The sequence below is a fragment of the Candidatus Izimaplasma bacterium HR1 genome (assembly GCA_000755705.1).
Classification (GTDB): Bacteria; Bacillota_I; Bacilli_A; order Izemoplasmatales; family Izemoplasmataceae; genus Xianfuyuplasma.
This window is the reverse complement of the sequence record CP009415.1, coordinates 1,455,628-1,480,080: the sequence shown is the minus strand read 5'-3', so window position 1 is coordinate 1,480,080 and position 24,453 is coordinate 1,455,628. Positions and strand designations below refer to the sequence as shown.

Genomic DNA, 24,453 nt, shown 5'->3' with positions numbered 1-24,453 from the left:
TTAAAAGGAAAGATTTTTATGGAAAAAAAATATCGTGTTATTTTTCACATAGATTTAAATGCTTTTTTCGCAAGTTGTGAAATGGCGCAAGATGAAACTTTGAGAGACAAACCAATTGGTATTGGTGGAACGACTAATCGTGGTGTTTTATCAACTGCTAACTATGTTGCTAGGAAATTTGGAGTTAGTAGTGCGATGAATGTTGTAGAAGCGAAAAGACTTTGTCCCAATCTGATTCTTTTACCTGTGAATTTTGATTTATATAATGATTATAGTGAAAAGTTTTTTGGATTACTCGGGGAATATGCTAGTGAAATAGAAAAAGGCAGTATTGATGAAGGGTATATTGATGTTACTGAATTAAGTGATACTATTCATCCCCTTGATTTAGCTAAGGAAATTCAAACCAGATTACTAGATGAATACAAACTCCCAGTAAGTATCGGGATTGCTCCTAATATGTTTTTAGCTAAAATGGCTAGTGATATGAAGAAACCACTAGGAATTACTGTTTTAAGAAAACGTGATGTCGAAGAGAAATTATGGCCCTTACCAATTGAAGAGATGTATGGTATCGGAAAGAAGACTTATCCAAATTTGAAGTTACTTGGAATCAATACGATCGGTGATTTGGTTAAATATGATAACGATAAGAAACTAGCAATAGTTTTGGGTAATAGAATTGATGAATTTAAAGATAAAGCACGGGGAATTGGTTCTAATAAAGTAGATCCATATCGTCATGTTGAAATGAAGAGTATTGGAAACAGTAGTACTTATATGCAAGATTTATATGAGTATCAAGATATTCTAGAAAAACTTACTAGTTTAACAAGAAAGGTCACTAAAAGAATTCAAGATGACAATAGTGTGTGTAAAACGATTAGTATTCAAGTAAGATACAATGATTTTACACAAATTAATCGAAGTTTTACGCTTGATTATTACACTGATAATTTCTTTGAAATATATGAAGTTGTCGAAAGATTATACGATGACAATCAAGGTGATAAACCAGTTAGATTGCTTGGTGTAAGTGTTTCTAACATAATTGAAAGTAAGAATAATATTAAACAATTAAATATTTTCAAAGTTGAAGAATATACCGAAAAAGAAGAAGCTGTAAAAAATTTACTTGATAGTATAAATAATGCATATGGTCAAAAAATAATAAAAAGAGGGTCTAAAAAATAGACTCTTTTTTGTGCAAAAACGATAAAACATTGATATATGGTCATTTTTGTGATAAAATTATTAACTAGATATTGGTATTTATTATTTTGGGAAGAAATACATTATTATTTATAAAATAATAAGCAATGATATGGAGGAATGATTATGCGTAAACTATTCATATTTTTAGGGATTATGGTCATTAGTTTAGTCTTAGTGGGGTGTACAGGTAGTGCTGAAGATAAAACTCCACCAAGTTTTACCGGAATTAGAGTTGAAGACACTAATCCAATGGACGGAACTGATTATGTGACTTTTTATCGTGCAAAACAAGATACGGTTTTAATTGAGATTGGTTTAGATAATCCTGATAACCTCACAGTTAAAAGTGTTGTTATTAATGGGATTACTTACAACTCACATCGTTTTACAGAAAGTTCAACGTTTTCAACCATCCTTTTTGAGATGAATGTTGGGACAAACTTAGAAGAGACAATCTACTCTGTTGATAGAGTAAGTTACTTAGACGGAGAAAGTACATTAACTGTTGAAGGATTTAGTAATAATGAGTTCAGGGTTTATGTGTTTAAAGAGTTACCACGAATCGAACGTGAAAACTACAATTTAACAAGAAATACTATTTCAGTTGATTTCAATATCATTGACATTGATGATGTTATTGATCCATTAACTTTAAAAGCTGAATTATATAGTGGTGAAACAAGAGTAGCTACTAAAGATATAAGTTCAGGGATGGTAAGTGTTGAATTCACTGATTTACTGGCAAATAGATATTATGAAGTGAAAGTAGAAGCTTCTTATGATTTGGATGATGGTAATGGTGTACAAACAAGTGTTGTATTATACAGTGGAACATATTTAACGTTATCTAACGGAACTCCTACAGCGCTTATTAATAATGTTGATGTCACAGAAAATGAAGTATCATTTGATGTGGATATTAACGATACAGATGAAGTAATCCAAGCCGGAAGACTTCGTGTAGAAATCTATAATGGTGAAACTAAGGTTCAAGGGATTGATTACACAACTTATATTATGGGTGATGAATCAGGTTTATCATTTGAAGCTTTATTAAATGATAATGAATACACAATCAAAGTTATCGCTGATTATGATTTAAATAATGGTGAAGGTGTATTAACTAACAAAGTGTTAAGTTCGCATACCTTTAGTACTTTACCTCGTTCAGTACCAACACCTGATATTGAAAATCTAAATCTATTAGAAAACAGTATTGAATTTGATATTAATATCAGTGACCCTCTTGGAATCATTGATCAAGATACAGTAATGGCTAGACTATATATTGATGATGTACTTGTGGATACTTCAAGTGTTCATGATACATTTGTTGATATGCAAATTAGTAATCTTTTAGCTGATTCAATTATTAGAATCGAATTATTAGCTGATTATGATTTAAATGATGGTAATGGACCACAAGTTGGTGAAATTATCTATACTGAAGAGTATTCAACAAAAATTAACGAATCGCCAACCGTAACAGTAAATGAAATTCTTGTAGAACAAGGATATGTTACTATCGGTCTTAGTGCACAAGATATAAACAATACAATGATCGGTTTATTTGAGGCAGTATTATATGAAGAAGATACTCCGGTTCAAGTTATTGAATTTGGATTAGAAAATGAGTTTATCATTTTCAATTATGCAACTGCATCTGGTTCCAACTATTATGTTGAAATCTTTGCTACATATAATTTAAGAGATGGTAATGGACGTTTAACAGATCAATCATTACGTAGAATCTTGTCTTATACTGAAGAAGATAAAGCACCGATAGCAGAAATTAACAATGTTGTAACAGACACTGGAAGTATTACATTTGACCTTAACGTAATTGATGCTGATAACACGATTGAAGCAGATTCAATTATGGTTTACTTATATTACATGGGAGTTGAAGTTGATTCACAAGCAATTCTAACTTCAGGAGAACATATTGTTGTATTTGATACGGATATTCTTTCTAACAACGACTACGAAATTATTGTTGAAGTTGATTATGACTTACACGATGTCGATGAAGGAAGTAGTTTATTATTAGATCAAGTATTAAAAACACAAATAGTTAAAACAGAAGCAAAAGCAGTTCCGACTGCGGCACATACTAATGAGGAATCAACAACTGAATCTATTCAATTTGATTTATTAATCACAGATGAAGATTTGGTAATTAAAGAAGATACAGTAATTGCAACTTTATATTATAAAGGTGGAATCATTGAAGCAATCACTTTAGATGAAGTAGCTAACTATGGAGTTCTATTTGAAACAGACATTCTTTCAAATAATAACTATACAGTAATTATTACTACAACTTACAATCTAGACGATGGTAATGGTGATGAATCAATAATATTAGTAGAATTTGAAATTACTACTATAGCAAAAATAACTCCGACTGCAGAATATCGTTACGAAGCATCTACTAAAGATACAATTACCGTTGATGTTTATGTAACAGATGATGATGAAGTAGCTGGAATAGGTACATTATATGCAGTATTAGTTATGGATGATGTTCAATTAAACGCAACTAAACAAGTTGTAAATGTTGGCTTAACTAGTAATGTTAGATTTGAAGATTTATACTCAAATGAAAGATATTATGTAAGAATCATTGCTGATTTAGATTATAACGATGATGTAGCATTAGATCCTGAACAAATCGTCTTCGAAAGTCCTATAACAACTGATTCATATGATGGATTAGAAGTTGATGTTGACGATATCGTTCCAACTTCAGATTCATTTATAATCACAGTTACTATTACCGATGCCCAAAGTGTTCTAGAAGGCAATCTTCAAGCAGTAGCTTATCACGGGTTAACTGCAGTAGCTAGTGTTGATTTAGATTTAGGAGATAATATCTTAGTCGCTTTAGAAGGATTAGATCCTGACACTGAGTATTATTTAGTAATAGAAGCAGATTATGATCTGAACGAAGCTGATGGAATTGTTTATGATGGTGAATTATATAGTACATATATATTCACTGAAGAAGCAACCCCACCAACTGCTAACTTAGTAGAATTTGAAACAGAAACTGTTAATAAAAAAGACGCAGTATTCTCAATCAAAATAGATGATGATGAAGGATTCTTAACTTCATTAGTAACAGCAACATTAGTTCAATATAATGGTGAAGAAATTGCGGCATTTGTAATTGCACCAAACGCAACAACAGTTATCGACTTACAACAATTATTAAGTAATTCTGACTATCAATTAGTCCTAACGGCTACTTATGATGAACAAGATGGTGACGGAGATCAAGATTATGAATATACTTATGATTTCACTACTCTAGCACTTGAACTTCCAACTGTAGTAGTATTAGATACAAGTAGTTGGGTAAGTGCTCCGAACTTAACGTTAAGCGTTACTATCGGTCCAGATACTGATAGTGTAGCTAATGATACGGAATGGAATGCTGTATTATATGAAGACGGTGTACCAGTTATGACAGTTGATTTAGACGCTATCGCAGGCAATCCTGAAGGAACTATTACAAACTTTACATTCGCAGGTTACGACCATACTGATCCATTTACTTACACAGTCGTAATTATGTCTGATATTCAATTAAATATGTTAGATGCACTTGATCCAGATTACGAAGTAGAAACAACAACAATGCTTGGTTCAAGATCATTTATCAACGCCGGAAATTAAGAAATAGTTAAATTAAAACCGCTCTAAATTTTAGAGCGGTTTTTTATTGCGATTAAATTGTTTAATTCAATTTTAGAACGATTATCGTGAGTACTAAAGTTATCTTTATCAAAGTTCTCGAGAAACTTAATAACCTCATTAGTTACTCTTGTTGGTGTCGAAGCACCACTAGTAACACTAACCTTATTATATAGTTTTAAATTCTCTATATTTATATCTTCAATATTTTCAACAAGAGTTGCAGAAATATTAGCAATTGTTTTGGAAACATGAACTAAGTTAAGTGAATTGTTTGAAAGTTTATCACCAACAACGAAACAATGATCAATTGATTTATCTTGATTTCTCACAGCTTCTTGACGAACTCTAGTCGCATTACATATTTCATCAATGAAGACAATAGTCGGATAAATCTTTCTAATCTCTTCAGCTAAAATGTAAATATCATACAAACTCATTGTTGTTTGATTAGTAACAGCGATTTTATCGTTATTAATCGTTGCTTTTCTTAAATCATCAATGTTTTCAATAACATGCACATTTTTACTAATCCCATCAGCCGCTTCACTTTCGGGATGATGTTTTTTTCCTATAAAGAAAACATCATAGCCTTGATCACTATAATCTCTAACTTCTTTTTGTGTTTTAGTAACATCAGCACAAGTAGTATCAATTACTTCTAAACCTTTTTCTTTAGCCTTTTTATAGACTTCGGGGCTAACTCCGTGTGCTGTAAAGACAACAGTTCCTTCATCAATTTCATCAAGTAATTCTAATCTTGTTTTTGATGTAGAATGAATTGTTTTTATGCCCTTTTCCTTAAAAAAATCAACAACTTGCTTGTTGTGGATAACCATTCCGAGGATGGTTATTGTTTTAAAGGTTGACAAATTGGTTAGATTTGATATAGTATTTATTGCGTTTACAACCCCATGGCAATATCCACGAGGGGAAAGTTTTACTGTTTTCATATAATCACCTATATGTATTATATCTTAAATTATATGATTTGGAAATGGTAAGACTGTAGTGTATAATTATTACCTAAGGAGAGATACTATGAATATTAATAAAGACTATATATTAAAGGCTGTAAAAAAGCTAGGATTCAACAAATTTACTGAGGTTCAGGAAAAAGTAATTCCTGTAGCTAGAAAACGAACTGATATCATTGGGTGTAGCCAAACGGGTAGTGGAAAGACCCATGCTTTTTTAATACCTATTTTTGAAAACTTAGATCTTATTGAAAAAGATGTTCAAGTTGTTATTTGCTCTCCAACTAGAGAATTAGCTAATCAAATCTATAAAAACGCTAAACAAATTGCTGAAGAATCAGAAACGTTTATCGATATCAGAAAATATACTGGTGGTTCTAATCGTACTAAAGAAGTAGAACGATTAAAAAAATCACAACCAGCTATCGTCATCGGTACTCCAGGTAAAATTAAAGATTTAGCTGTTAAAGAAAATGTCTTAAACATTTATAAAGCTGATACATTCGTTGTAGATGAAGCCGATATGGCTCTAGAAATTGGTTTCTTAGAGGATATTGACACAATTGCAGGTCTAATGAAGGACGAACTTCAAATGATGGTCTTCAGCGCAACTATACCGGAAAAACTTAAACCATTTTTACGTAAATATATGAATAACCCTTATGAGGTTTATATAAAACCTAGAGAGTTATCTAGTTTAAATATAGAACACATCTTCTTACCAATAAAATCATCAGAAAGATATACTGTTTTAGAAAGACTAGTAGGAGTTATTAATCCTTATGTAGCAATCATTTTCTGTAATACAAAAGAAGTAGTTGAAGAACTTGGTTCTAAATTATATGCTAAAGGACTTAAAGTAACTAAAATTCATGGTAATATTCCACCACGTGAAAGAAAACGTGTTATGGAACGTATTAACAAAGGTGAATTTCAATATGTCGTTGCTAGTGATATTGCTAGTAGAGGGATTGATATTGACGGTGTAAGCCATGTAATTAACTACGAATTACCAAAAGATATGGAATTTTATATCCATCGTTCAGGTAGAACTGGTCGTGCTAACTATACAGGTATGGCAATTAGTTTATACAGTACCAACGCTAATGATGGTAATTATATTGATTTCTTAGAAAATAAAGGAATCAAAATTGTATATAAAGATATTAAGAATGACGAATTAGTTGATCGTAGAGAAAGAAAAGAACGTATTAAACGTGAACATGTTACCGCAGGTTTTGATAAAAACACAGTTAACGTTAAGAAAAAGAATAAAAAAGTAAAACCAGGATACAAAAAAAGATATCACTCAAAACTCCAAAGAGAAAAGATGAAATCAATTCGTAAAAGAGGGAAATAATAGATGTTGAAAATTGGGAGTCACGTTTCAATGAATGGAAAAGAAATGTTAGTTGGTAGTGTTAAAGAAGCGCTTAGTTATAACGCTAACAGTTTTATGATATATACAGGTGCACCACAAAATACAAGAAGAAAACCTACAAGTGAAATAGGAATTGAAGAAGCATTTGCTTTGATGAAAGAGCATAATCTTTCATTAGACGATGTTGTTGTTCATGCTCCTTATGTTATGAACTTAGCTAACGGGGATCCAGAAAAAAGACAATTCGCAGTTGATTTTTTAACAAGTGAAATCAAAAGAACAGCAGCAATTGGTGCGAAACAAATCGTTTTACATCCCGGAGCTCATGTTAAACAAGGTCCCGAAATAGGTATTAAACATATTATTGAAGGTTTAAATAAGGTTGTTGAAAATACAAAAGACTTAAATGTATTAATAGCTTTAGAAACAATGGCAGGTAAAGGTACAGAAATTGGTAGAAATTTTGAAGAGTTAAAGGCAATCATTGACGGAGTAACAAACAATGAAAGAATTAGTGTTTGTTTTGATACTTGTCATACTCATGATGCTGGTTATCTAACAAAAGATAACTTTGACAAAGTTATCGAAGATTTCGACCGTATTGTTGGAAAAGAAAGAATTACGGTATTTCATATCAATGATTCTAAAAATGTTCTAGGTGCTTCAAAAGATCGACATGAAAATATTGGATTTGGATTTATTGGTTTTGAATCATTAAATTATATCGTAAATCATCCTGATTTCATGAATGTCCCGAAAATTTTAGAAACACCATATGTTACTGAACAAGAAGATTCAAAAGATAAAAGTCTACCACCATATAAATATGAAATTGAAATGTTTAGAAAGCAAATATTTAACGAAAACATTATGAACGAAATTAGAAACAAGTAAGAGATTACTTGTTTTTTTATTATATTTCATATGATATACTCTACTTGTAGTTGATAGGTTAAAATATCCTTAAATAGTCATTATTTGACAATATTCAACCTTAGGTTTAGTCAATTAAACCTATCAGTTATTACATTCAACACAAGAAAAAGATATTATTTGGGTGAGGTGATCAAAGATGAAAGAAAGTAAAGTAGCAAATGTATTAATTAATCTTAGAAAACAACATGGATATACCCAAAGTGATCTTGCTGAAAAGCTAGGTGTTTCCTTTCAAGCCGTGAGTAAATGGGAAAGAGGAGAGAATCTTCCTGATGCATTTACTTTAGTTGAACTTGCAGATATTTATAGTATTACTGTTGATGAAATCTTACATGGAAAAGTTAACATTAAAGAGTTATCCCCTAATAAACATAAAAGAAAGACTATAATCTTAGGAATTGCAGTTGCGATGATTATAATTGCTCCAGCTTCAATTTTTGTATTAGGTTATGATAATTGGAATTTGTATATCCCAATTATATTAGTAGTTACTGCAATTAGTGTCTTATTAATGATCTATTCTACAATGAGTGAGGAAAGACTAAAGAATTATAGTAATGTTACAAGAGAGCAAAAAAGAAAAGAAGAAATCATTTATGCAATATGTACAGGTGTTTTTATGGTATTAGGACTAGGATTTCAGCTGTTTCATATTGCTTGGGTAGTCTTTATATTTGGCTATGCAGCTACATTAATAGTAAAAAAATAGACCTGCATTTGCAGGTCTTATTTATTTAATAACGATTTAATGTATTCGATTTTATCAACTAGTTCATCACGATCTTGAGTACTTATAACTACTTTGTTCTTAGATTCAACCCCGAGTAAATAATCAGCACTAACATCACAAAACTCACAAAATAATTTGATTTGTTTTGGCGTTAATCTCTGAATATTACTTTCTATTTTACTATAGTTAGAACGATGTAAACCTAAATGATCTGCGATTAGTTTTTGCGGAAAACCTTTGTCTTCCCTGATTCTTTTTAATCTAGTTCCTAAATTATTCATAACATCACCACCTATATTGTAGCAAATTAGCACATTTATTGGCTCGTAAGTGGTGCATTGGCACAAAATAGTGTAAAAGAAGTAAAATAATACGATAATCAATTTTGACAATTACTATGAATAATATTATATTAGATGTAGGTGAGAAGATGAAAGATAAAGTAATTAGCATTTTAGAAAAACAAACAGATACTTATTCTTTTCTTAATGTAGATACATACATAAAGAATCATAAAGAAAACAGTATGCATGGTAATTTCGATAACTATGCTTTTTTAAATAAATTTAAAACCATTATTACTTTAGCTTTTCCTTATCCAAAAAAAGAGGTTAAATATATGGGTAAAGGTTACGGTATCTTAGCTAGATTTAGTTATAGTAATGATTACCACAAAGTAATAGCATCTAAACTCGATGAAGTAATTAGTGGCTTAAACACTTTGGGAATAAAAGGATATGGGAGTGTTGATGTTAGTAAAATAGATGAAAAATATGCTGCTAGTTTAAGCGGGATAGGTTATTTTGGGAAACATAGTATATTGATTAATCCTCAATATGGTAGTTATATGTTTTTAGCAACTATTCTAATAGATAAGAGCTTAAATGAGGATTATAAAGTAGTAGGTAGTGAGTGTGGAGACTGTACTATATGTATTGATGTATGTCCTAGTAATGCACTTGAAGATGGGTTTAACCGTGATAAATGTATTTCTCATTTATCACAAACTAAAATGCCTTTTAATGAAGAACAGATATCTTATTTTAAATCGATGATTTATGGATGCGACATCTGTTTAAAAGCTTGTCCAAAAAATAAAGGAATTGATTTCCATAAAATCGAAGAATTTGAACCAAACGGTATTGAAAACATTTGGTTAGAAGATATGCTTTTAATGAGTAAGAAAGAGTTTAGAAAAAAGTTTGGTAATAATACATCCCATTGGATTGGTGCTAGTACAATGAGAAGAAATGCATTATGTATTATTGGGAATCAAAAACTAGTAGAATACATCCCTAAAATTAAGAAAAGTATGAGTGTATATAAGGATAATTTATGGTATAATAAAACAGCTGATATTGTCCTTAAAAAGCTTGAAAGAGAGTGATATTATGAATCATGTAGTTTTATACCATCCAGAAATACCACAAAATACTGGAAACATTATGAGAACTTGTGCTGCTACTAATATGACATTACATTTAATTGAACCTTTAGGGTTTAGTTTAGATATAAAGCATGTTAGAAGAAGTGCTGCTAATTATATGGAACATGTTACCTATAAAGTATATAAAGATTTTAACCATTTTTTAGAAGAGAATAAAAATGGGAAGTATTTCTTTTTAACTAGATATGGGCAAAAAAGTCCTGATCAAATGGATTATAAATGTGAAGAAGATGTTTATTTAATCTTTGGTAGTGAATCTAGTGGAATCCCTAAAGAAATCTTAAAAGATCATTTAGATACCTGTTTACGTTTACCAATGACAGAAAAAGTAAGAAGTTTAAATTTAAGTAATACTGTTGCAGTTTTAGCATATGAAGTATTACGTCAACAAGGATATAATGACTTATATTCTTACGAACCAGAAAGTTTAAAAGGAAAAGATTGGATTATTAAATAAGGAGTGATCAATGTGGATAATAACGTACAAAGAGACATTCAAATTCAAAGTTATAAACATGATGAATCACTTCATCGTATTTGGGAAAAAGCAACGGTAATTGAAGAGAGCGAAGACCATATTGTTGTTGTTAATAAGCGCACAAAGGTTATTGAATCTAATGGTAGATTTTGGCATACTAGAGAACCTTCTGTAACGTGGTTTTATAAAGATAAATGGTATAACATCATTGGTATTATCAAGCAAGATGGAATTCATTTTTACTGTAATATAGCTTCGCCTTATCTAATCGATGATGAAGCATTAAAGTATATCGATTATGATTTAGATATAAAAGTTATTGATGATTTTAGTTATAATGTGTTAGATCGTAATGAGTATAACAAACATAAAACTAGAATGGCATATTCTTCAAAATTGAAGAATATCTTAGAAACTGAATTAGAGAATCTTAAATTGATGATTGAAAATAGAGAAGAACCTTTTAATCATGATTTAATCAAAAGTTACTATAATAAATACTTGGAGGACATTAATCATGAGTAAGGATAGTTTTTTACGTTTATATACAAAACTAAGTATTTTTATTGGGTTTGTAATGTTTATATTTGTTGCCTTCTTTGTTGGAAGATTAGGGATTGTATATAAATCATTATTAGAAGCAAATATCTTTGGAATCAAAGTTCTAATTATGAATAATGAATTTGTTATAGTTAATACACCACTAATTATCTTTTCATCTTTACTCTTATTAAATATTTATATGTTAATAAGAGTAGGAAATACAAAAGATGTTAAGCAAAAATTCTTACAAAACGTTGTATTTAACAATACATTCTTAGTGTTATTAATGATTGTTGGACAAATAGCATTTGTTCTTATGATGCCAGACAATATCAATGATCCACTTGTTAATAGATTTGTTATGATAACTTTCTATACAGGTACTAATAATCCATACAATGTAATCTTTACTAGTTATATTTTGACCTTGGTGTACTTCATTTATAATATTGTAGTTAGCGTTAAATCACCTGGTCCTAAACTTGAGGAAACTGAAGAAGTTACCCCATCGTACTACACTAGTAATGATGTTGAAGCTTTAATTGAAGAAACAGAAGAAGTAATAGAAGTAAAAGAGTAAAAATAAAACAGTTCAATTTAAATTGAACTGTTTTTTTAATCATTTATTCTATGCACATACTATCATTTGATATGTCTTCTATTTCTTGTTGATTAATGATATCGAGGATATACTCAATATTATTACCTTTAAGTTCATCAGCTAGAATTATAGCCAAACCTGATTCAAATAAAATTTCTTCACCGTCAAAATCGAATGTAAGACTCGTGTTCCAAATAAGTGTATATACTTTATCATCTAACGCACGAGTAACAACTAATTCATATGTGTTTAAATCAATTTCGCCATGATATAGATCGTTTCTAAAAGTTAAGATATCATCTATTTTAGTTACTGTGAAGCCAGTTAACTCAGCATACCTTATTGCTGTTTCAACGCCCTTATTACCATCATAACTAGGAAACTGTATTTCTGTTATATTGTGCATTAAATAGTCAAAACCAAGTATAGCATAAGTATCATCTTTATCAAGGTCATAGAATTGTAGGGAATCAATGTAGTTTTTACTATTAACTCTTATATGGATATACTTGTTCTCATCATAACTGGAATTAATTCTATAAAAATCACCTTTAATTGCAAATTCACTTAAATTGTATTCAGTTGTATCAATCATTGCCTGAACAATTCCAGCAGCAAATTCAAACTCTAACTCGAAATCATTTTGGACAACTTTTTGATAATCGTAATCAAAATTCCGATAGTAAAGGTAATTGCAATCATTTTCTGTTGTGGATTTTTCATAAAATGATTCATCATTCATAAAGTAGAAGTTATTGCCTTCTATTTTATTATATCTAAATCTCTCGTTTGGTTCTAAATCCAGTCCTTGTTCTCGATACATAATTGAGGTTAATTCTGAATCATTTACAAGTGCTGTTTCTAAACTTGCATTCTCAATATCATATTCGACCCCAAATTCATCTATATTAAACTGATCACAATGGACAAGTAACATCTGTGACAACCCAAATATAAATACCATAAACATTCTTCTCATAGCAACCACTCCTAGTTTATATTATATCATATTTCTTTTTACTAGTATCCTTAAAATATCCACATTTTTGTGGTAAAATAATTGATAGAGAGGTGATAGCATGGGTAAAAAGAGATTTTGGGTATTAATAGGTATTGGTGCTCTTATTGTTATCTTTTTTATTTTAGTAAGTAATATCTTAGAAGTAGGGGAAAGATTACGCGGTGTTCATGAATATATTGAATACGGATTTTATGGATTAAGCGCTATTTTAGTTTACTTCTTAGTATTGAATCCTTTACGAATCATTGCTTTTTCACCAACATTCACAGTTGATGCTATGTTAAGTGATGATAATAAAAGACATAAGATATATAAAGATGCAGCAAAAGTATTAATCAGTAATGAAAACATTACTGATGAGGATAAAGATTTATTAAAAGGTTCTATTAACAACAGTAAGGAATTAAAAACGTCTTTACAGACTGTTTTTACAACTTCAATTAGAACTAATATAAACGAAGTTATTGTTAGAAACTCAAAAAGTGTATTAGTAACAACTGCCTTATCACAAAATGGTAATCTTGATATGCTAAGTACTCTAATTATTCAAATAAAGATGATTAAAGAGATTGTTGAATTATCTGGATTTAGACCAAGTTATCCTTATTTGGCTAAATTAAGCGTTAACGTACTAGTTACCAGTTTAATTGCTGAAGGTATTGAGGAAATTGATTTTACTGAATATATGCCAACTAAACTGGGCGAGACTTTAACGGATATGCCTTTTATCAAAACAATAAGTAGTAGTATTATTGGTGGTATTTCAAATTCAATGTTAACTTGTCGAGTTGGAGTTATTACCCAAAAATACTTATATAACGATAATAAATTATTAAACAGAAAAGATATTAGAAGAATGGCTTATAAAGATACATTTAAGTTAATGCCTAAAATTATTACTGAAGGTTTAACTGTTTTTCCTAAAGGTGTTGCGAGTATTTTTGCTAGACCGTTTAAGAAAAGAAATAAGAAGAATAAAGAGAGTGAAGTAGATGAGTAAAATACTAAAGATTGGTGGAATAATCGCTGCTGTAGCAGCTGTTGTTTATTTGTTTTTCATCTTCTTTGTCTCACCAGCTGCAGCTAACGACCCCGAAACGCAAACAGTAAGTTATTTTGATAATATTACTGAAGATGATGTATGTGAAAAACACTTTAATTCAGAAACAGTAAGTTTCTGTGAAGTATTTAAAACTAACTTAGAAGACAAGATATTTACTTATGAATTAGTAAGTTCAGGAAGTAATATAGTTGCAACAATAACAATTGATGATGTATCAGATGATTTTACAGTTTCATTTATTGTTGAGGCAAATACTGGTATTAGTGGATTTTTCCATAGTTCTAATTATTATATAGACACAATCGAATAAACAAAAAAAAGCGCTATTTAGCGCTTTTTGAATACATTATAAGTGGTACTATCATTTCATCTTTACTAAGACCTGCGTGATGTCCAATATAATTACTTGATTTATCAAAAATAAACATATACTCTGAAATCGAAATTGCGAAGAAGTCTCCTAAAAACTCATCTAGTTTAGGATGAGGTGTTCCTTCACCTAATAGTTTCGAATCCAGGAATTCTTGTTTAGTATATAGTTTAAAATGATTGCTGAAATGCTTATTAAAGTTTTCTTTAAATTCCTTTTGCTTACCATCTTTGACAAAGAAATTTGCAGCTCGTGGTTCAATTGATGGTTTTCTTTTTAGTAAATCTGTTACATCAGGATAATCATAAAGGATAGTTTCTTTAATATTTGTTAAACCATGGTCTGCGATAGTAATAACTAGAGTATCGTCTGTAATGTTATCGATTAACTCTTCAAAGTCTTTGTTTAAGTTATTTAATACATCTTTAACTTGTTCACTATCAGTACCATATATATGCTCTGTAAAATCAGGTTCAGTCCAATAGATATAATTAAATGATTGATCAGTATTATGTGTTTTGATTAATACTTTTTCAATTTGCTCATTAAATGATTTACTACCGTTAGGTCTAAATGCTGGGAAAAACTCTGTTGTTTCAATGTTAGGATTAACATCAGTAATCTGTTCATATATCTTTTTAAATGATAAGTATTTAGTTCGTAAATCTTCTTTGGGAATTTTATTGGTATAATAATCTTCATTCAAGAAAACAACAACATCCATATCTTCATCTTTAAAGTATTGAGTCCAACCAATATGGCCATTAACAAGAGGTGGTAGTCCTGAAAGAACTGCATCTGTTGCGGCAACAGTTGTTGGTGGGAAGACAGAAGTAATTTCTTTCTTGATATGTTTCCTTAAAGCTTGTGATTTATCAAGGTGTTTATTGATTACATTAACACCCATTCCATCTAATAGAATGTAGATAATATGATTGTATCCTTTTGCTAATTCCATATCTAACAAAGGAATTGTACTGTATTTAGTTTTAACACCATAATATTTTAATATACTATTAGTGACATTCAAGATTGAGTTATTATAATCTGGGTAATATAACTTCATTAAATCACTCCTAACAGTGTATTATATTAAAAAAAATAGGAAATGCAAAGGCATTTCCTATTTTACGTAATTATATAGTAAATTGATAGTTGCTTCAATACCTTCTATATGAGTTCTTTCCATACCATGCGAAGCGTGAACTCCAGGTCCCATTAATGCACCTTTAAAGTCATTACCACCACGATTAGCAGCTGAAACATCTGAACCATAATATGGATAAATATCGACAGCATGGTTAATTTTGTTTTCTTTGGCTAAACTAATTAATTTGTTAGTTAATTCATAGTTATATGGACCACTTGAATCTTTAGGACAAATTGATACATCGTATTCAGTACAAGTTAAATCGTCACCGATACAACCCATATCAACCGCGATCATTTCATCTAATTCAGGGATGTATGAAGCACCGTGTCCAACTTCTTCATATGTCGAAATAATGAACTTAAGAGTTTGCTTTGGAGTTATATTGTTTTCTTTTAGGTATTTGATTAACCCGAAGATACTAGCAACATTGATTTTATCGTCTAAGAATCTTGATTTAACAAATCCACTTTTTGTGATTGTTGTTTTAGGATCGATGAAGATGAAGTTACCAACTTCAATACCTAATTTTTGAACGTCTTCTTTAGTTTTAACAACTTCATCAAGTCTAACATACATGCTTTCAGGGTTTCTTGCTTTAGTGTTTGCATCTTTATATACATGAACTGCAGGACTAGTTGAAAGGAATGTTCCAGTATATTCTTTATTATCTCTAGTTTTTAATGTACAGTATTCACCGTCTAAAGTAGGCCAACTAGGTCCACCAATTGATGTGAATTTAATGGCACCATCACTAGATATACTTCTAACCATAGCTCCCAAAGTATCAACATGAACACTTAAACCAAGAGTATAATCTTCTTTACCTGGCATCGTAATTATTAAGTTTCCTTTTTTAGTTTGCTCTGTTTTTAAGTTGTATAATTTGGCTTCTTTTAGAATTCTTGGGATGATTTCTACAGAGTATCCACTAGGACTTGGAATTAGTAAAATTTCCTTTGCTAAATCTAAGATATATTGTCTATTTAATTTCATAATTCTCACCTCACGTTATTATATCATAGATATGATAATATGTGTTATAATTAGTGTGAGGTGATAATATGATTGTAGTTTTTGGTGGAGCCTTTAATCCTGTTACCAATGCACACGAAGAAGTATATAAATATGTAAACAATAAATTTGATGACGTTAAGTTCATTTTTTTACCTGTTTCTAGTGCATATACCAAGAGTGATTTAGCTAGCAATTATGATCGGTTAAACATGTTAGATATAGCAATGGAGAAATACAATAATGTTACTGTTAGTGATTTAGAAATAAGTGATAGTGATTTTCTTGGCACATATCAATCATTGATAAGATTAGTTGATTTTTATGAAGAGGAGTTGGCGTTTGTCGTTGGTGCTGATAATTTATATGGTATGGAAGACTGGATCAATATCGAAGGAATACTCAGTGAATTTAAAATAATTGTTTTAGGAAGAGATGGAATTGAACCTAAAATTGTAATTAATAGTAATAAACTGTTGAAAAGATTCGAACATAGTTTTATAATATTTGAAGATTTCAATGTTAATGTTAGTTCAACTGGTTTTAGAGAAACATTTGATGAATCTTTAGTTCCAAAAGAAGTATTTGAATATATTATTGAAAATGAGTTATACAGAGGTGACGATGATGATGTATAAAAATGGGTTTATAAAAGTAGCAAGTGTTACACCAAAATTAAAGGTCGGTAATCCGACTTATAATATTGAAGAAATGTTGAAGATTTTAGAGACAGTAGAATCTAGTATTACAGTGTTTCCAGAACTTAGTGTAACAGCCTATACTTGTAACGATTTATTCTTTCAAGAAAGCTTACTAATTAACACTAAAACTGCTATTGCATATTTACTACAAAACAACCCTTATAGTGGTATAGTAGTTATCGGTGCTCCATTAGAAGTTGATGGAGTTTTATACAATTGTGCTTTTGTATTACAAGAAGATAAAATATTAGGAATTATTCCTAAATTTTATCTACCAAATACTGGAGAATTCTACGAAAAAAGATGGTTCCAAAGTGGTTTCAATATTGTTGAAAACTATGAAAGTATTGAGTACTTAAAACAAACTGTACCATTTGGTTATATTGTCTTCAAAGATAAAGAAGATCAGTTAAGTTTTGGTGTTGAAGTTTGTGAAGATATGTGGGCTCCGTTCTCACCAGGTAATATCTTGAGTTTAAACGGTGCGAGAATCATTTTAAACTTAAGTGCTTCAAATGAAGTGCTTGGTAAAAGAGAAATTCGAAGAAGAGCTATTTTAGAACATTCTAGAAGAAATGCTGGTGCTTATGTTTATTCAAGTGCGGGAGTTAATGAATCAACTAGTGAAACTGTGTTTAGTGGCCACAATGTGATCGCTCAAAATAGTGAGTTACTTGTAGAAACAGAAAACTTTAATCAAGATAGTGAAGTTATTTACGGTGATATCGATTTAGGAAAAATCGATTTTGCGAGAAGAACTAATTCAAGCTACCGTGATAGCTTAAATAGATATAGACACAAATTCTCAGAAGTGATTATCAAGTTACCAGAAAGTAAAGATTATACTTTCTCAAAAAAGTTTGATAGCACGCCATTTGTTCCTAAGGTAGATATTTTAAGTGACTTTGAAAAAGTCGCTGCCTTACAAGAAAATGCTTTAATTAAAAGGATCAAACACGTGCGTGCAAAAAGTTTAGTAATTGGGATTAGTGGTGGATTAGATTCAACATTAGCACTATTAATCGCATGCCGTGTTTATGATAATTTAAAGATATCTCGAAAGGATATCATTGCCGTAACAATGCCTGGTTTACATACTAGTAAGCATACAAAAAAGAATGCGCTAGATATGATGCATAACTTAGGAGTTACAATTCTAGAAATTGATATCAATAATCATGTTAAAGAGCATTTCAAATTAATTGGACATGACGGGATAACTGAAGATATCACTTATGAAAATACCCAAGCTAGAGCTCGTACAATGATTTTAATGAATTTAGCTAACAAACATAATGGTTTAGTTTTAGGGACAGGAGACCTAAGTGAAATGGCTCTTGGTTGGTGTACTTATAATGGAGACCAAATGAGTATGTACGGAATCAATGTTGGTATTCCAAAAACGTTAGTACGTTTTATGATATATAATTATGCAATTAATAAGTTTAGTAAAGAAGTTAGAGGAACATTACTGAGTATTGTTGATACTCCGATAACTCCTGAACTTACATCTAATCAAAAAACAGAGGATACAATCGGTAAATATGAAATTAATGATTTCATAGTTCACCGTGTCTTAAGATATGGAGATAATGAATCAAGAATTAGTTGGTTGTTACCACATGTCTTTGAAATAAATGAAGAAACAAGTAATCTATATAGTAGTAAATTCTTTAAAAGATTTTATTCACAACAATTTAAACGTCAAGCAACACCTGATGGACCTAAAATCTTAGATATTAGTGTTAGTCCAAGAGGAGATTTACGTTTACCAAGTGATATTGATTACTTGAAGTAATACTGGAGGAATTATCATGCAACAAAAAACAGTAGTATTAGGACTTAGTGGTGGTGTTGATAGTAGTGTCGCTGCCGCAATATTAAAAGAACAGGGCTATAATGTTATAGGCCTTTTCATGCGTAACTGGGATTCAACTACTAATAACGATATCTTAGGTAATCCAACTATAGACGATGAAGTATGTACTCAAGAAGTTGATTATCAAGACGCCGAGAAAGTAGCTAATAAACTAAATATACCCTTACACCGAGTAGATTTTATTAAAGAATACTGGGACAATGTATTCACTTATTTTCTCGATGAGTACAAAAAAGGAAGAACCCCAAACCCTGATATTTTATGTAATAAATATATAAAATTTGATGCGTTTATTGAACATGCTAAGAAGTTTAATCCTGATTATATAGCGATGGGACACTATGCTCGAGTTGAACACGGTGAACATCCAACAATGTTACGAGGAATTGATAATAACAAAGATCAAACTTACTTTTTAAGTCAGTTAACTGAAAAGCAATTATCAACTGTACTGTTTCCTGTTGGAGACTTAACAAAACAAGAAGTACGAGATATTGCTCATAAATATGATTTGGCTACTAAAGATAAAAAAGATTCTACGGGAATCTGTTTTATCGGTGAAAGAGATTTTAATAAATTCTTAAGTAATTACCTACCTTCTAAAAAAGGTAATATGGTTAATCTTGAAGGTGAAATAATCGCTAAACATAGTGGTTTAATGTATTATACTATAGGCCAGAGAAAAGGTTTAGGAATTGGCGGAAGTAATAAATACGGGAATGAACCATGGTTTGTAATAGGTAAGGACTTAGAAAAAAATGAATTAATTATTGGCCAAGGATTCCATCATCCAACCCTATATAGTGATTCATGTTTGGTAGAAGAAGTTAATCTAATTAATATGGGTAAATTTGATGGTGAATTAGAATGTACTGCGAAATTTAGATATCGTCAACAAGATAATGGTGTTAGTATAAAATGGGTTGAAGATAATCTAGTAGTAACATATAAAGAAGATGTTCGCGCAGTTACACCAGGACAAGCTGCCGTATTTTATTTAGGTGATGTTTGTTTAGGTGGAGGATTCATTAAAGAAGTATATAAAAATAATAAGATTTGTAAATACTAGGAGGAATTATGAAAGGTACAATTATTTTAGAGAAGAATGATCAAGTGTTAGAATTAGAATTATTTGATAAAGAAGCACCAGGAACAGTAGCAAACTTTAAAAAGTTAGCTAATGATGGTTTTTATAACGGTTTAACATTTCACCGTGTAATCCCTGGATTTGTCGCACAAGGTGGATGTCCTAAAGGGACTGGTACTGGTGGACCAGGATATACAATTAAATGTGAAACAAAAAACAATCCTAATCAACATGAAGTTGGAGCTTTAAGTATGGCTCATGCTGGTAAAGATACAGGTGGAAGCCAATTCTTTATTTGTTATGATAGTCTTCCACATTTAGATGGAGTACATACAGTATTTGGAAAAGTAGTTAGTGGTATCGAAAGTGTCTTTGATATTAAACAAGGAGACCGTATTAAAGAAATCATTATCTAGGGGTGATAAAATGAAAAAACTAGGGATAGCTTTTGCCGGAGGTGGAGCACGTGGTGCTTACCAAATCGGTGCATGGCAAGCATTAAAAGAACACGGACTTGATACAAAGTTCAGTGCTTTTAGTGGAGCAAGTGTTGGGTCCTTAAACGCAGTCTTATTTGCTATGGGTGACTATGATAAAGCATATGAAACATGGATGAGTCTTGATAAGAAAACTTTATTCAATTTAGAAAAGCACATTCTAAAACGTTTGATGAAAGAAAAACTAAACTTTATTAACCGCGGTGTTTACAACACTAGACGGTTAGAAAAGATTATCAGAAATACGATTGATTTTGAATCAATTAGAAATAAAGAAATTTATATCGCTACAACTCATTTAGGAGACCAAAAAAGTACTTTCTTTGATCTTATCAGAACCAACTACAAACATTTCTTTAAAGCAGATCAGCAAATTGAGTATATTGATTTAAATCAATTTGAAGATGAAGATAAACTTAAAACACTTCTTGCTTCTTGCGCAATCCCCGTTGCTTTCAAACCAATTGAGATTAACAAACAAACATACTATGATGGTGGGTTATTAGATAATACACCTTATCAACCACTAATCGACGCTGGTTGTGATGTAATCATTGTTATAGATTTATTCACGTTTAGTCCAATGAGGATTAAAAAAGTCCAAGGAGTAAAACTATTCACCTGTTATCCTAAAAGAAGTCTAAGGGGTATCTTAGATTTTAATCATAAATATATTACCAGACGATTTGACTTAGGATATCAAGACATGAGTAAGCTATTAGAAAAAATAAAAGATGAGTTAATATAAGAAAAAACACCTCTTAATCAATACTATATTGATGGAGGTGTTTTTTTTGAGGAAACTATTAATAGCAACATTATTTATCTTTTTAACAACATTTACAGCACAAACACTAACTGCAAACGAGTATTCAACATTTCAGGATTACGAGTTTGAACATTCAGGAATGTATTTCTTAGATAGTTATACTGATGATATGTATGAGGATTATTATGAAATGATTCCTAAAAAGAAGTTCTGGGGATGGAGTATCCTAACAGCATACAAAACAGAAAAAATCTACTATACTAAAGAAACTCTTTGGGTAATTCACAATGAAGGATTTACCCCGATTGTACAAACATTTAGCTTCAGTGCAGAGGATTCAGTAAAAAAACAGTACAACGTCTCAGGTGATTTAGGTTTAAAGGGTAGTGGAAGTGCTATGGGCTTTAAATTAGGGTTAGATGAAAAGTTATCATATTCCATTATTGCAACCACAAATTCCAAAATTGAAGAAGATTTCGATATAAAAATCCAAGTAGATCCTAACACTAAACTATATATCGAAATAAAAGGTGAAGGGAAAGTAAGTAACGGTGTTGCCAAGTACTACCGGTTTTGGCGAAAAGTAAGAGAAGGTGGTTGGGAAGTATTTTTAGTAACTACAGAATACTATTCAATTAGGAAGGAAGTTATCGATGAATCGTTACTTGATAGGAATCAGGAATAATGCTTTATATATTCTCCTAATCGCACTAGTTACAACACTTACAGTTTTACTTCTTGTTAGAGAAGAAAAAGAACTAATCATTATTTCAAGAGATTATCAGTACTCTATTTATCACAGCGATAACTACGAATCAATTGATATTGAAGTATTAACCAATATGCCAAGTAGTTATCATTTTAATCAAGATTACATAATTGACACTAAATTCTATAATAATGAAGAAGAACTTAGTATCAGTATAAAGGATATCACTATTTCAAGTAATGAGATAATGTACCAAGATGAACCATTTTATCAAATAGTATTTGCGTTTAAATTACCATTTGTTAGTAATGACTTATTAATAGAAATGGAAGACGTCAATTTAGAGATAGTTTATGAGAATATGGAAAAAGTAAGTATTAGTATCGGTGAACTAAATTACCTCTTTAAAGAGGTGGTTCCAACAAGTATTACACTGAGTAATCTTAGTGCAACTCATGAGGAAGTGAATGGATACAATACTATCGGTGGGATCAACTTAGAACTTGTAAATAATAGTTCTTATAACATTATGATTACTGACTTTAAACTGCTCAGTAAAAGTGTATATATAAACAAGGAAAGAGTAAGTACTAACAAAACATGTGAATATCAATCAACTACTTCAAGTTGTCTTGGAATTGATTATTATGACTTTTATAGTGACTATAATGATACTATTTTAAACATATTGTTAGGTAAAAATAATAGTACAGAGTTTTATCTACCACTACTATATAATAATGATTCTAAATTCATATATGAGTTTGTGATTGTAATAGAATATGAGATTAACAATCAAATAGAAGTAATGGTAATTGATGATTTTCCCTATATGAGAACTAGTATATTCAATACATTTAATGAGGATGATTTTAATGTCTACAAGTTCAGCAATACAGATTAGTAATTTTACTAAAAAATATGTAAATAAGACTATCTCAATTCACAGACTTGAGATAAAAAATAGAGTTACTCTTTTTATCGGGGAAAATGGTAGTGGGAAGAGTACAGTTTTAAAAGCATTAATGAGTATTATCAGTTTTGAGGGAGAAGTAAATCACTCAAATACACTAAGTTTTATGCCAGAGAATCCGTTCTTTCCCCGTGATATTACAGTTGAAGAATTTTTATTTAATCTATCTCAACTAAATCCAAATGATTATGATTACAAACCATATTTGACTAAATATGGACTTAATAGTAAGAAAACAGAAGATATAAGTTCGCTTTCAAAAGGGATGAAAGCGAAACTTAATCTGATTCAGTGTTTAATTAGGAACAGTGACTATTATTTACTTGATGAACCACTTAGTGGATTAGATGAAGGAAGTGTAAATATCCTTGTTAATGATATAAAGAAAAGTAGTAAATCGTTTATTGTCTCTAGTCATCTAGAAGAAGCATTTGATGATTTAGAAAAGGAGGTAATTAGGATAAATGAACTTACTGAAAGTACATTATAAATTTTTATTCACAAAAAAAGTCCTCGTAGTCATGGTTATCTTACTTATTATTAGCTATATGATTATATTACTTCAGTCTAACTTACTTAGTAGTTTAGTAGATCTCGATATAAATAGAGAGTTATATATAAAAGGATATAGTTATGATGGGTTGAATCTGATTAAGATTGTCACTGTGCTATTTACGATGTTGGTAGGTATTTATTCATTCTATATAAGTAAGTATGACGTTTTCTTGATTAGTAGAAATAGTAAAACCAGGATTATTATAAGTAAGTTTCTAACAGTATCGTTTATTAGTATTATGTTTAGTTTATGTTTAGTTCTCTTTTACTCAGTTTTATGGGTTATTCTAGATATTAATGTTGAGTTAATAATGATTGTAGAATTATTACTGAAAATGAGTCTATTCTCTGTCTATTATTCACTTTTATATGCATTCTTAGTTATAAACTTTAATAATTTATTTATTATGGTTATGCCTTTTATGGGTTATTTAATTAGTAATCTAAGTATTGATTACGGTGTCAAAATTGATGAAATAGAAAGAGGTAGTAGAATAATTAATGTTTTATTTCCTGACTTAATTGTCCTAGATGGTGCTTTTGAATATATTTATGGCAGTTATTTTGTATTAAGTGTCTTAGCTATTATCACTATATCTACAATTAGGCGCTATGCAACTCACGACATGGTTTTGTAAGATAAAAAATAAATTTGAAT

At 30.3% G+C, this 24,453-nt stretch carries 25 protein-coding genes; 20 read left to right on the top strand and 5 right to left on the bottom strand.

The window, feature by feature from the left end; genetic code table 11:
- Window positions 1–18: 18 nt before the first annotated feature.
- Both KQ51_RS07240 and KQ51_RS07235 read left to right on the top strand, forming a co-directional pair.
- Window positions 19–1,194 (top strand): DNA polymerase IV, encoded by a 1,176-nt coding sequence (locus tag KQ51_RS07240; RefSeq protein WP_038470767.1) that lies wholly within the window; start codon window positions 19–21, stop codon window positions 1,192–1,194.
- A 144-nt stretch (window positions 1,195–1,338) separates the two neighbouring features.
- Window positions 1,339–4,896 carry a hypothetical protein gene (locus KQ51_RS07235; protein ID WP_038470765.1) on the top strand — a complete coding sequence of 1,186 codons (3,558 nt, stop codon included), beginning with the start codon at window positions 1,339–1,341 and terminating at the stop codon, window positions 4,894–4,896.
- A 23-nt stretch (window positions 4,897–4,919) separates the two neighbouring features.
- Here the strand turns inward: KQ51_RS07235 and KQ51_RS07230 are convergent, their stop codons facing one another.
- Window positions 4,920–5,867, bottom strand: a complete 948-nt coding sequence (locus KQ51_RS07230) for a 4-hydroxy-3-methylbut-2-enyl diphosphate reductase (RefSeq protein ID WP_038470763.1) — start codon at window positions 5,865–5,867, stop codon at window positions 4,920–4,922.
- 88 nt (window positions 5,868–5,955) lie between these two features.
- Between KQ51_RS07230 and KQ51_RS07225 the strand changes: the two genes are divergently transcribed.
- The 3 genes from KQ51_RS07225 to KQ51_RS09510 all read left to right on the top strand — a co-directional run bounded on the left by KQ51_RS07225 (window position 5,956) and on the right by KQ51_RS09510 (window position 8,917).
- Window positions 5,956–7,251, top strand: coding sequence for a DEAD/DEAH box helicase (locus tag KQ51_RS07225; RefSeq protein WP_038470761.1), 1,296 nt, complete (start codon window positions 5,956–5,958; stop codon window positions 7,249–7,251).
- Window positions 7,252–7,254: 3 nt separating this feature from the next.
- Window positions 7,255–8,166 (top strand): deoxyribonuclease IV, encoded by a 912-nt coding sequence (locus KQ51_RS07220; RefSeq protein WP_038470759.1) that lies wholly within the window; start codon window positions 7,255–7,257, stop codon window positions 8,164–8,166.
- A 178-nt stretch (window positions 8,167–8,344) separates the two neighbouring features.
- Window positions 8,345–8,917, top strand: coding sequence for a helix-turn-helix domain-containing protein (locus KQ51_RS09510; protein WP_052609336.1), 573 nt, complete (start codon window positions 8,345–8,347; stop codon window positions 8,915–8,917).
- Between the two features lie 17 nt (window positions 8,918–8,934).
- On the opposite strand, the gene KQ51_RS07210 is transcribed toward KQ51_RS09510, so the two are convergent.
- Window positions 8,935–9,219, bottom strand: coding sequence for a helix-turn-helix domain-containing protein (locus KQ51_RS07210; RefSeq protein WP_052609334.1), 285 nt, complete (start codon window positions 9,217–9,219; stop codon window positions 8,935–8,937).
- A 149-nt stretch (window positions 9,220–9,368) separates the two neighbouring features.
- Here KQ51_RS07210 and KQ51_RS07205 point away from each other — a divergent pair, with 149 nt between their 5' ends.
- From KQ51_RS07205 to KQ51_RS07190, 4 genes are read left to right on the top strand one after another with little or no spacing between them, the layout of a single operon-like run.
- Window positions 9,369–10,325 carry a QueG-associated DUF1730 domain-containing protein gene (locus tag KQ51_RS07205; RefSeq protein WP_038470757.1) on the top strand — a complete coding sequence of 319 codons (957 nt, stop codon included), beginning with the start codon at window positions 9,369–9,371 and terminating at the stop codon, window positions 10,323–10,325.
- Between the two features lie 4 nt (window positions 10,326–10,329).
- Window positions 10,330–10,842, top strand: a complete 513-nt coding sequence (locus KQ51_RS07200; RefSeq protein ID WP_038470755.1) for a tRNA (cytidine(34)-2'-O)-methyltransferase — start codon at window positions 10,330–10,332, stop codon at window positions 10,840–10,842.
- Window positions 10,843–10,854: 12 nt separating this feature from the next.
- A complete protein-coding gene (locus KQ51_RS07195) occupies window positions 10,855–11,388 on the top strand; it encodes a DUF402 domain-containing protein (protein ID WP_038470753.1) in 534 nt (177 codons plus the stop codon).
- A complete protein-coding gene (locus KQ51_RS07190; protein WP_038470751.1) occupies window positions 11,381–11,986 on the top strand; it encodes a hypothetical protein in 606 nt (201 codons plus the stop codon). The genes KQ51_RS07195 and KQ51_RS07190 overlap by 8 nt, the downstream gene beginning before the upstream one ends.
- 43 nt (window positions 11,987–12,029) lie before the next feature.
- Here the strand turns inward: KQ51_RS07190 and KQ51_RS07185 are convergent, their stop codons facing one another.
- Complete coding sequence (locus KQ51_RS07185; protein ID WP_038470750.1) at window positions 12,030–12,986, bottom strand: hypothetical protein; 957 nt, start codon at window positions 12,984–12,986, stop codon at window positions 12,030–12,032.
- A gap of 100 nt (window positions 12,987–13,086) precedes the next feature.
- On the opposite strand from KQ51_RS07185, the gene KQ51_RS07180 reads away from it, so the two are divergent.
- Window positions 13,087–14,028, top strand: a complete 942-nt coding sequence (locus KQ51_RS07180; protein WP_038470748.1) for a DUF697 domain-containing protein — start codon at window positions 13,087–13,089, stop codon at window positions 14,026–14,028.
- A complete protein-coding gene (locus tag KQ51_RS07175) occupies window positions 14,021–14,401 on the top strand; it encodes a hypothetical protein (protein WP_038470746.1) in 381 nt (126 codons plus the stop codon). The genes KQ51_RS07180 and KQ51_RS07175 overlap by 8 nt, the downstream gene beginning before the upstream one ends.
- A gap of 13 nt (window positions 14,402–14,414) precedes the next feature.
- On the opposite strand, the gene KQ51_RS07170 is transcribed toward KQ51_RS07175, so the two are convergent.
- Window positions 14,415–15,527 carry an alkaline phosphatase family protein gene (locus tag KQ51_RS07170; protein ID WP_038470744.1) on the bottom strand — a complete coding sequence of 371 codons (1,113 nt, stop codon included), beginning with the start codon at window positions 15,525–15,527 and terminating at the stop codon, window positions 14,415–14,417.
- Window positions 15,528–15,584: 57 nt separating this feature from the next.
- Entirely contained in the window at window positions 15,585–16,607 is a 1,023-nt protein-coding gene (locus tag KQ51_RS07165; RefSeq protein ID WP_038470742.1) for a M42 family metallopeptidase, read from the bottom strand.
- Between the two features lie 68 nt (window positions 16,608–16,675).
- On the opposite strand from KQ51_RS07165, the gene nadD reads away from it, so the two are divergent.
- From nadD to KQ51_RS07120, 9 genes are read left to right on the top strand one after another with little or no spacing between them, the layout of a single operon-like run.
- Window positions 16,676–17,263, top strand: coding sequence for a nicotinate (nicotinamide) nucleotide adenylyltransferase (gene nadD, locus KQ51_RS07160; protein WP_038470741.1), 588 nt, complete (start codon window positions 16,676–16,678; stop codon window positions 17,261–17,263).
- Complete coding sequence (locus KQ51_RS07155) at window positions 17,253–19,124, top strand: NAD(+) synthase (RefSeq protein WP_232958005.1); 1,872 nt, start codon at window positions 17,253–17,255, stop codon at window positions 19,122–19,124. The genes nadD and KQ51_RS07155 overlap by 11 nt, the downstream gene beginning before the upstream one ends.
- Before the next feature lie 16 nt (window positions 19,125–19,140).
- On the top strand, window positions 19,141–20,274 hold the full coding sequence (mnmA, locus tag KQ51_RS07150) for a tRNA 2-thiouridine(34) synthase MnmA (RefSeq protein ID WP_038470739.1): 1,134 nt from the start codon (window positions 19,141–19,143) through the stop codon (window positions 20,272–20,274).
- An 8-nt stretch (window positions 20,275–20,282) separates the two neighbouring features.
- Window positions 20,283–20,708, top strand: a complete 426-nt coding sequence (locus tag KQ51_RS07145; protein WP_096334947.1) for a peptidylprolyl isomerase — start codon at window positions 20,283–20,285, stop codon at window positions 20,706–20,708.
- A 10-nt stretch (window positions 20,709–20,718) separates the two neighbouring features.
- The gene (locus KQ51_RS07140) at window positions 20,719–21,537 is read left to right on the top strand and encodes a patatin-like phospholipase family protein (RefSeq protein ID WP_038470735.1); all 819 of its coding nucleotides are present in this window, start codon (window positions 20,719–20,721) and stop codon (window positions 21,535–21,537) included.
- A gap of 46 nt (window positions 21,538–21,583) precedes the next feature.
- The gene (locus tag KQ51_RS07135) at window positions 21,584–22,243 is read left to right on the top strand and encodes a hypothetical protein (RefSeq protein ID WP_038470733.1); all 660 of its coding nucleotides are present in this window, start codon (window positions 21,584–21,586) and stop codon (window positions 22,241–22,243) included.
- Window positions 22,212–23,171: a hypothetical protein gene (locus tag KQ51_RS07130; RefSeq protein ID WP_038470731.1), complete on the top strand. Its 960-nt coding sequence runs from the start codon at window positions 22,212–22,214 to the stop codon at window positions 23,169–23,171. The genes KQ51_RS07135 and KQ51_RS07130 overlap by 32 nt, the downstream gene beginning before the upstream one ends.
- Window positions 23,143–23,730: an ATP-binding cassette domain-containing protein gene (locus KQ51_RS07125; RefSeq protein WP_038470729.1), complete on the top strand. Its 588-nt coding sequence runs from the start codon at window positions 23,143–23,145 to the stop codon at window positions 23,728–23,730. The genes KQ51_RS07130 and KQ51_RS07125 overlap by 29 nt, the downstream gene beginning before the upstream one ends.
- On the top strand, window positions 23,705–24,433 hold the full coding sequence (locus tag KQ51_RS07120) for a hypothetical protein (protein ID WP_038470727.1): 729 nt from the start codon (window positions 23,705–23,707) through the stop codon (window positions 24,431–24,433). Before KQ51_RS07125 ends, KQ51_RS07120 begins: the two co-directional genes overlap by 26 nt.
- Window positions 24,434–24,453: the final 20 nt, after the last annotated feature.

What these genes read in the sequence shown, in the direction of transcription:
- KQ51_RS07240 (WP_038470767.1), top strand. Translation starts at nt 19, where the DNA reads ATGGAAAAAAAATATCGTGTTATTTTTCACATAGATTTAAATGCTTTT.
- KQ51_RS07235 (WP_038470765.1), top strand. Translation starts at nt 1,339, where the DNA reads ATGCGTAAACTATTCATATTTTTAGGGATTATGGTCATTAGTTTAGTC.
- KQ51_RS07230 (WP_038470763.1), bottom strand. Translation starts at nt 5,867, where the DNA reads ATGAAAACAGTAAAACTTTCCCCTCGTGGATATTGCCATGGGGTTGTA.
- KQ51_RS07225 (WP_038470761.1), top strand. Translation starts at nt 5,956, where the DNA reads ATGAATATTAATAAAGACTATATATTAAAGGCTGTAAAAAAGCTAGGA.
- KQ51_RS07220 (WP_038470759.1), top strand. Translation starts at nt 7,255, where the DNA reads ATGTTGAAAATTGGGAGTCACGTTTCAATGAATGGAAAAGAAATGTTA.
- KQ51_RS09510 (WP_052609336.1), top strand. Translation starts at nt 8,345, where the DNA reads ATGAAAGAAAGTAAAGTAGCAAATGTATTAATTAATCTTAGAAAACAA.
- KQ51_RS07210 (WP_052609334.1), bottom strand. Translation starts at nt 9,219, where the DNA reads ATGAATAATTTAGGAACTAGATTAAAAAGAATCAGGGAAGACAAAGGT.
- KQ51_RS07205 (WP_038470757.1), top strand. Translation starts at nt 9,369, where the DNA reads ATGAAAGATAAAGTAATTAGCATTTTAGAAAAACAAACAGATACTTAT.
- KQ51_RS07200 (WP_038470755.1), top strand. Translation starts at nt 10,330, where the DNA reads ATGAATCATGTAGTTTTATACCATCCAGAAATACCACAAAATACTGGA.
- KQ51_RS07190 (WP_038470751.1), top strand. Translation starts at nt 11,381, where the DNA reads ATGAGTAAGGATAGTTTTTTACGTTTATATACAAAACTAAGTATTTTT.
- KQ51_RS07185 (WP_038470750.1), bottom strand. Translation starts at nt 12,986, where the DNA reads ATGAGAAGAATGTTTATGGTATTTATATTTGGGTTGTCACAGATGTTA.
- KQ51_RS07180 (WP_038470748.1), top strand. Translation starts at nt 13,087, where the DNA reads ATGGGTAAAAAGAGATTTTGGGTATTAATAGGTATTGGTGCTCTTATT.
- KQ51_RS07175 (WP_038470746.1), top strand. Translation starts at nt 14,021, where the DNA reads ATGAGTAAAATACTAAAGATTGGTGGAATAATCGCTGCTGTAGCAGCT.
- KQ51_RS07170 (WP_038470744.1), bottom strand. Translation starts at nt 15,527, where the DNA reads ATGAAGTTATATTACCCAGATTATAATAACTCAATCTTGAATGTCACT.
- KQ51_RS07165 (WP_038470742.1), bottom strand. Translation starts at nt 16,607, where the DNA reads ATGAAATTAAATAGACAATATATCTTAGATTTAGCAAAGGAAATTTTA.
- nadD (WP_038470741.1), top strand. Translation starts at nt 16,676, where the DNA reads ATGATTGTAGTTTTTGGTGGAGCCTTTAATCCTGTTACCAATGCACAC.
- KQ51_RS07155 (WP_232958005.1), top strand. Translation starts at nt 17,253, where the DNA reads ATGATGTATAAAAATGGGTTTATAAAAGTAGCAAGTGTTACACCAAAA.
- mnmA (WP_038470739.1), top strand. Translation starts at nt 19,141, where the DNA reads ATGCAACAAAAAACAGTAGTATTAGGACTTAGTGGTGGTGTTGATAGT.
- KQ51_RS07145 (WP_096334947.1), top strand. Translation starts at nt 20,283, where the DNA reads ATGAAAGGTACAATTATTTTAGAGAAGAATGATCAAGTGTTAGAATTA.
- KQ51_RS07140 (WP_038470735.1), top strand. Translation starts at nt 20,719, where the DNA reads ATGAAAAAACTAGGGATAGCTTTTGCCGGAGGTGGAGCACGTGGTGCT.
- KQ51_RS07130 (WP_038470731.1), top strand. Translation starts at nt 22,212, where the DNA reads ATGAATCGTTACTTGATAGGAATCAGGAATAATGCTTTATATATTCTC.
- KQ51_RS07125 (WP_038470729.1), top strand. Translation starts at nt 23,143, where the DNA reads ATGTCTACAAGTTCAGCAATACAGATTAGTAATTTTACTAAAAAATAT.
- KQ51_RS07120 (WP_038470727.1), top strand. Translation starts at nt 23,705, where the DNA reads ATGAACTTACTGAAAGTACATTATAAATTTTTATTCACAAAAAAAGTC.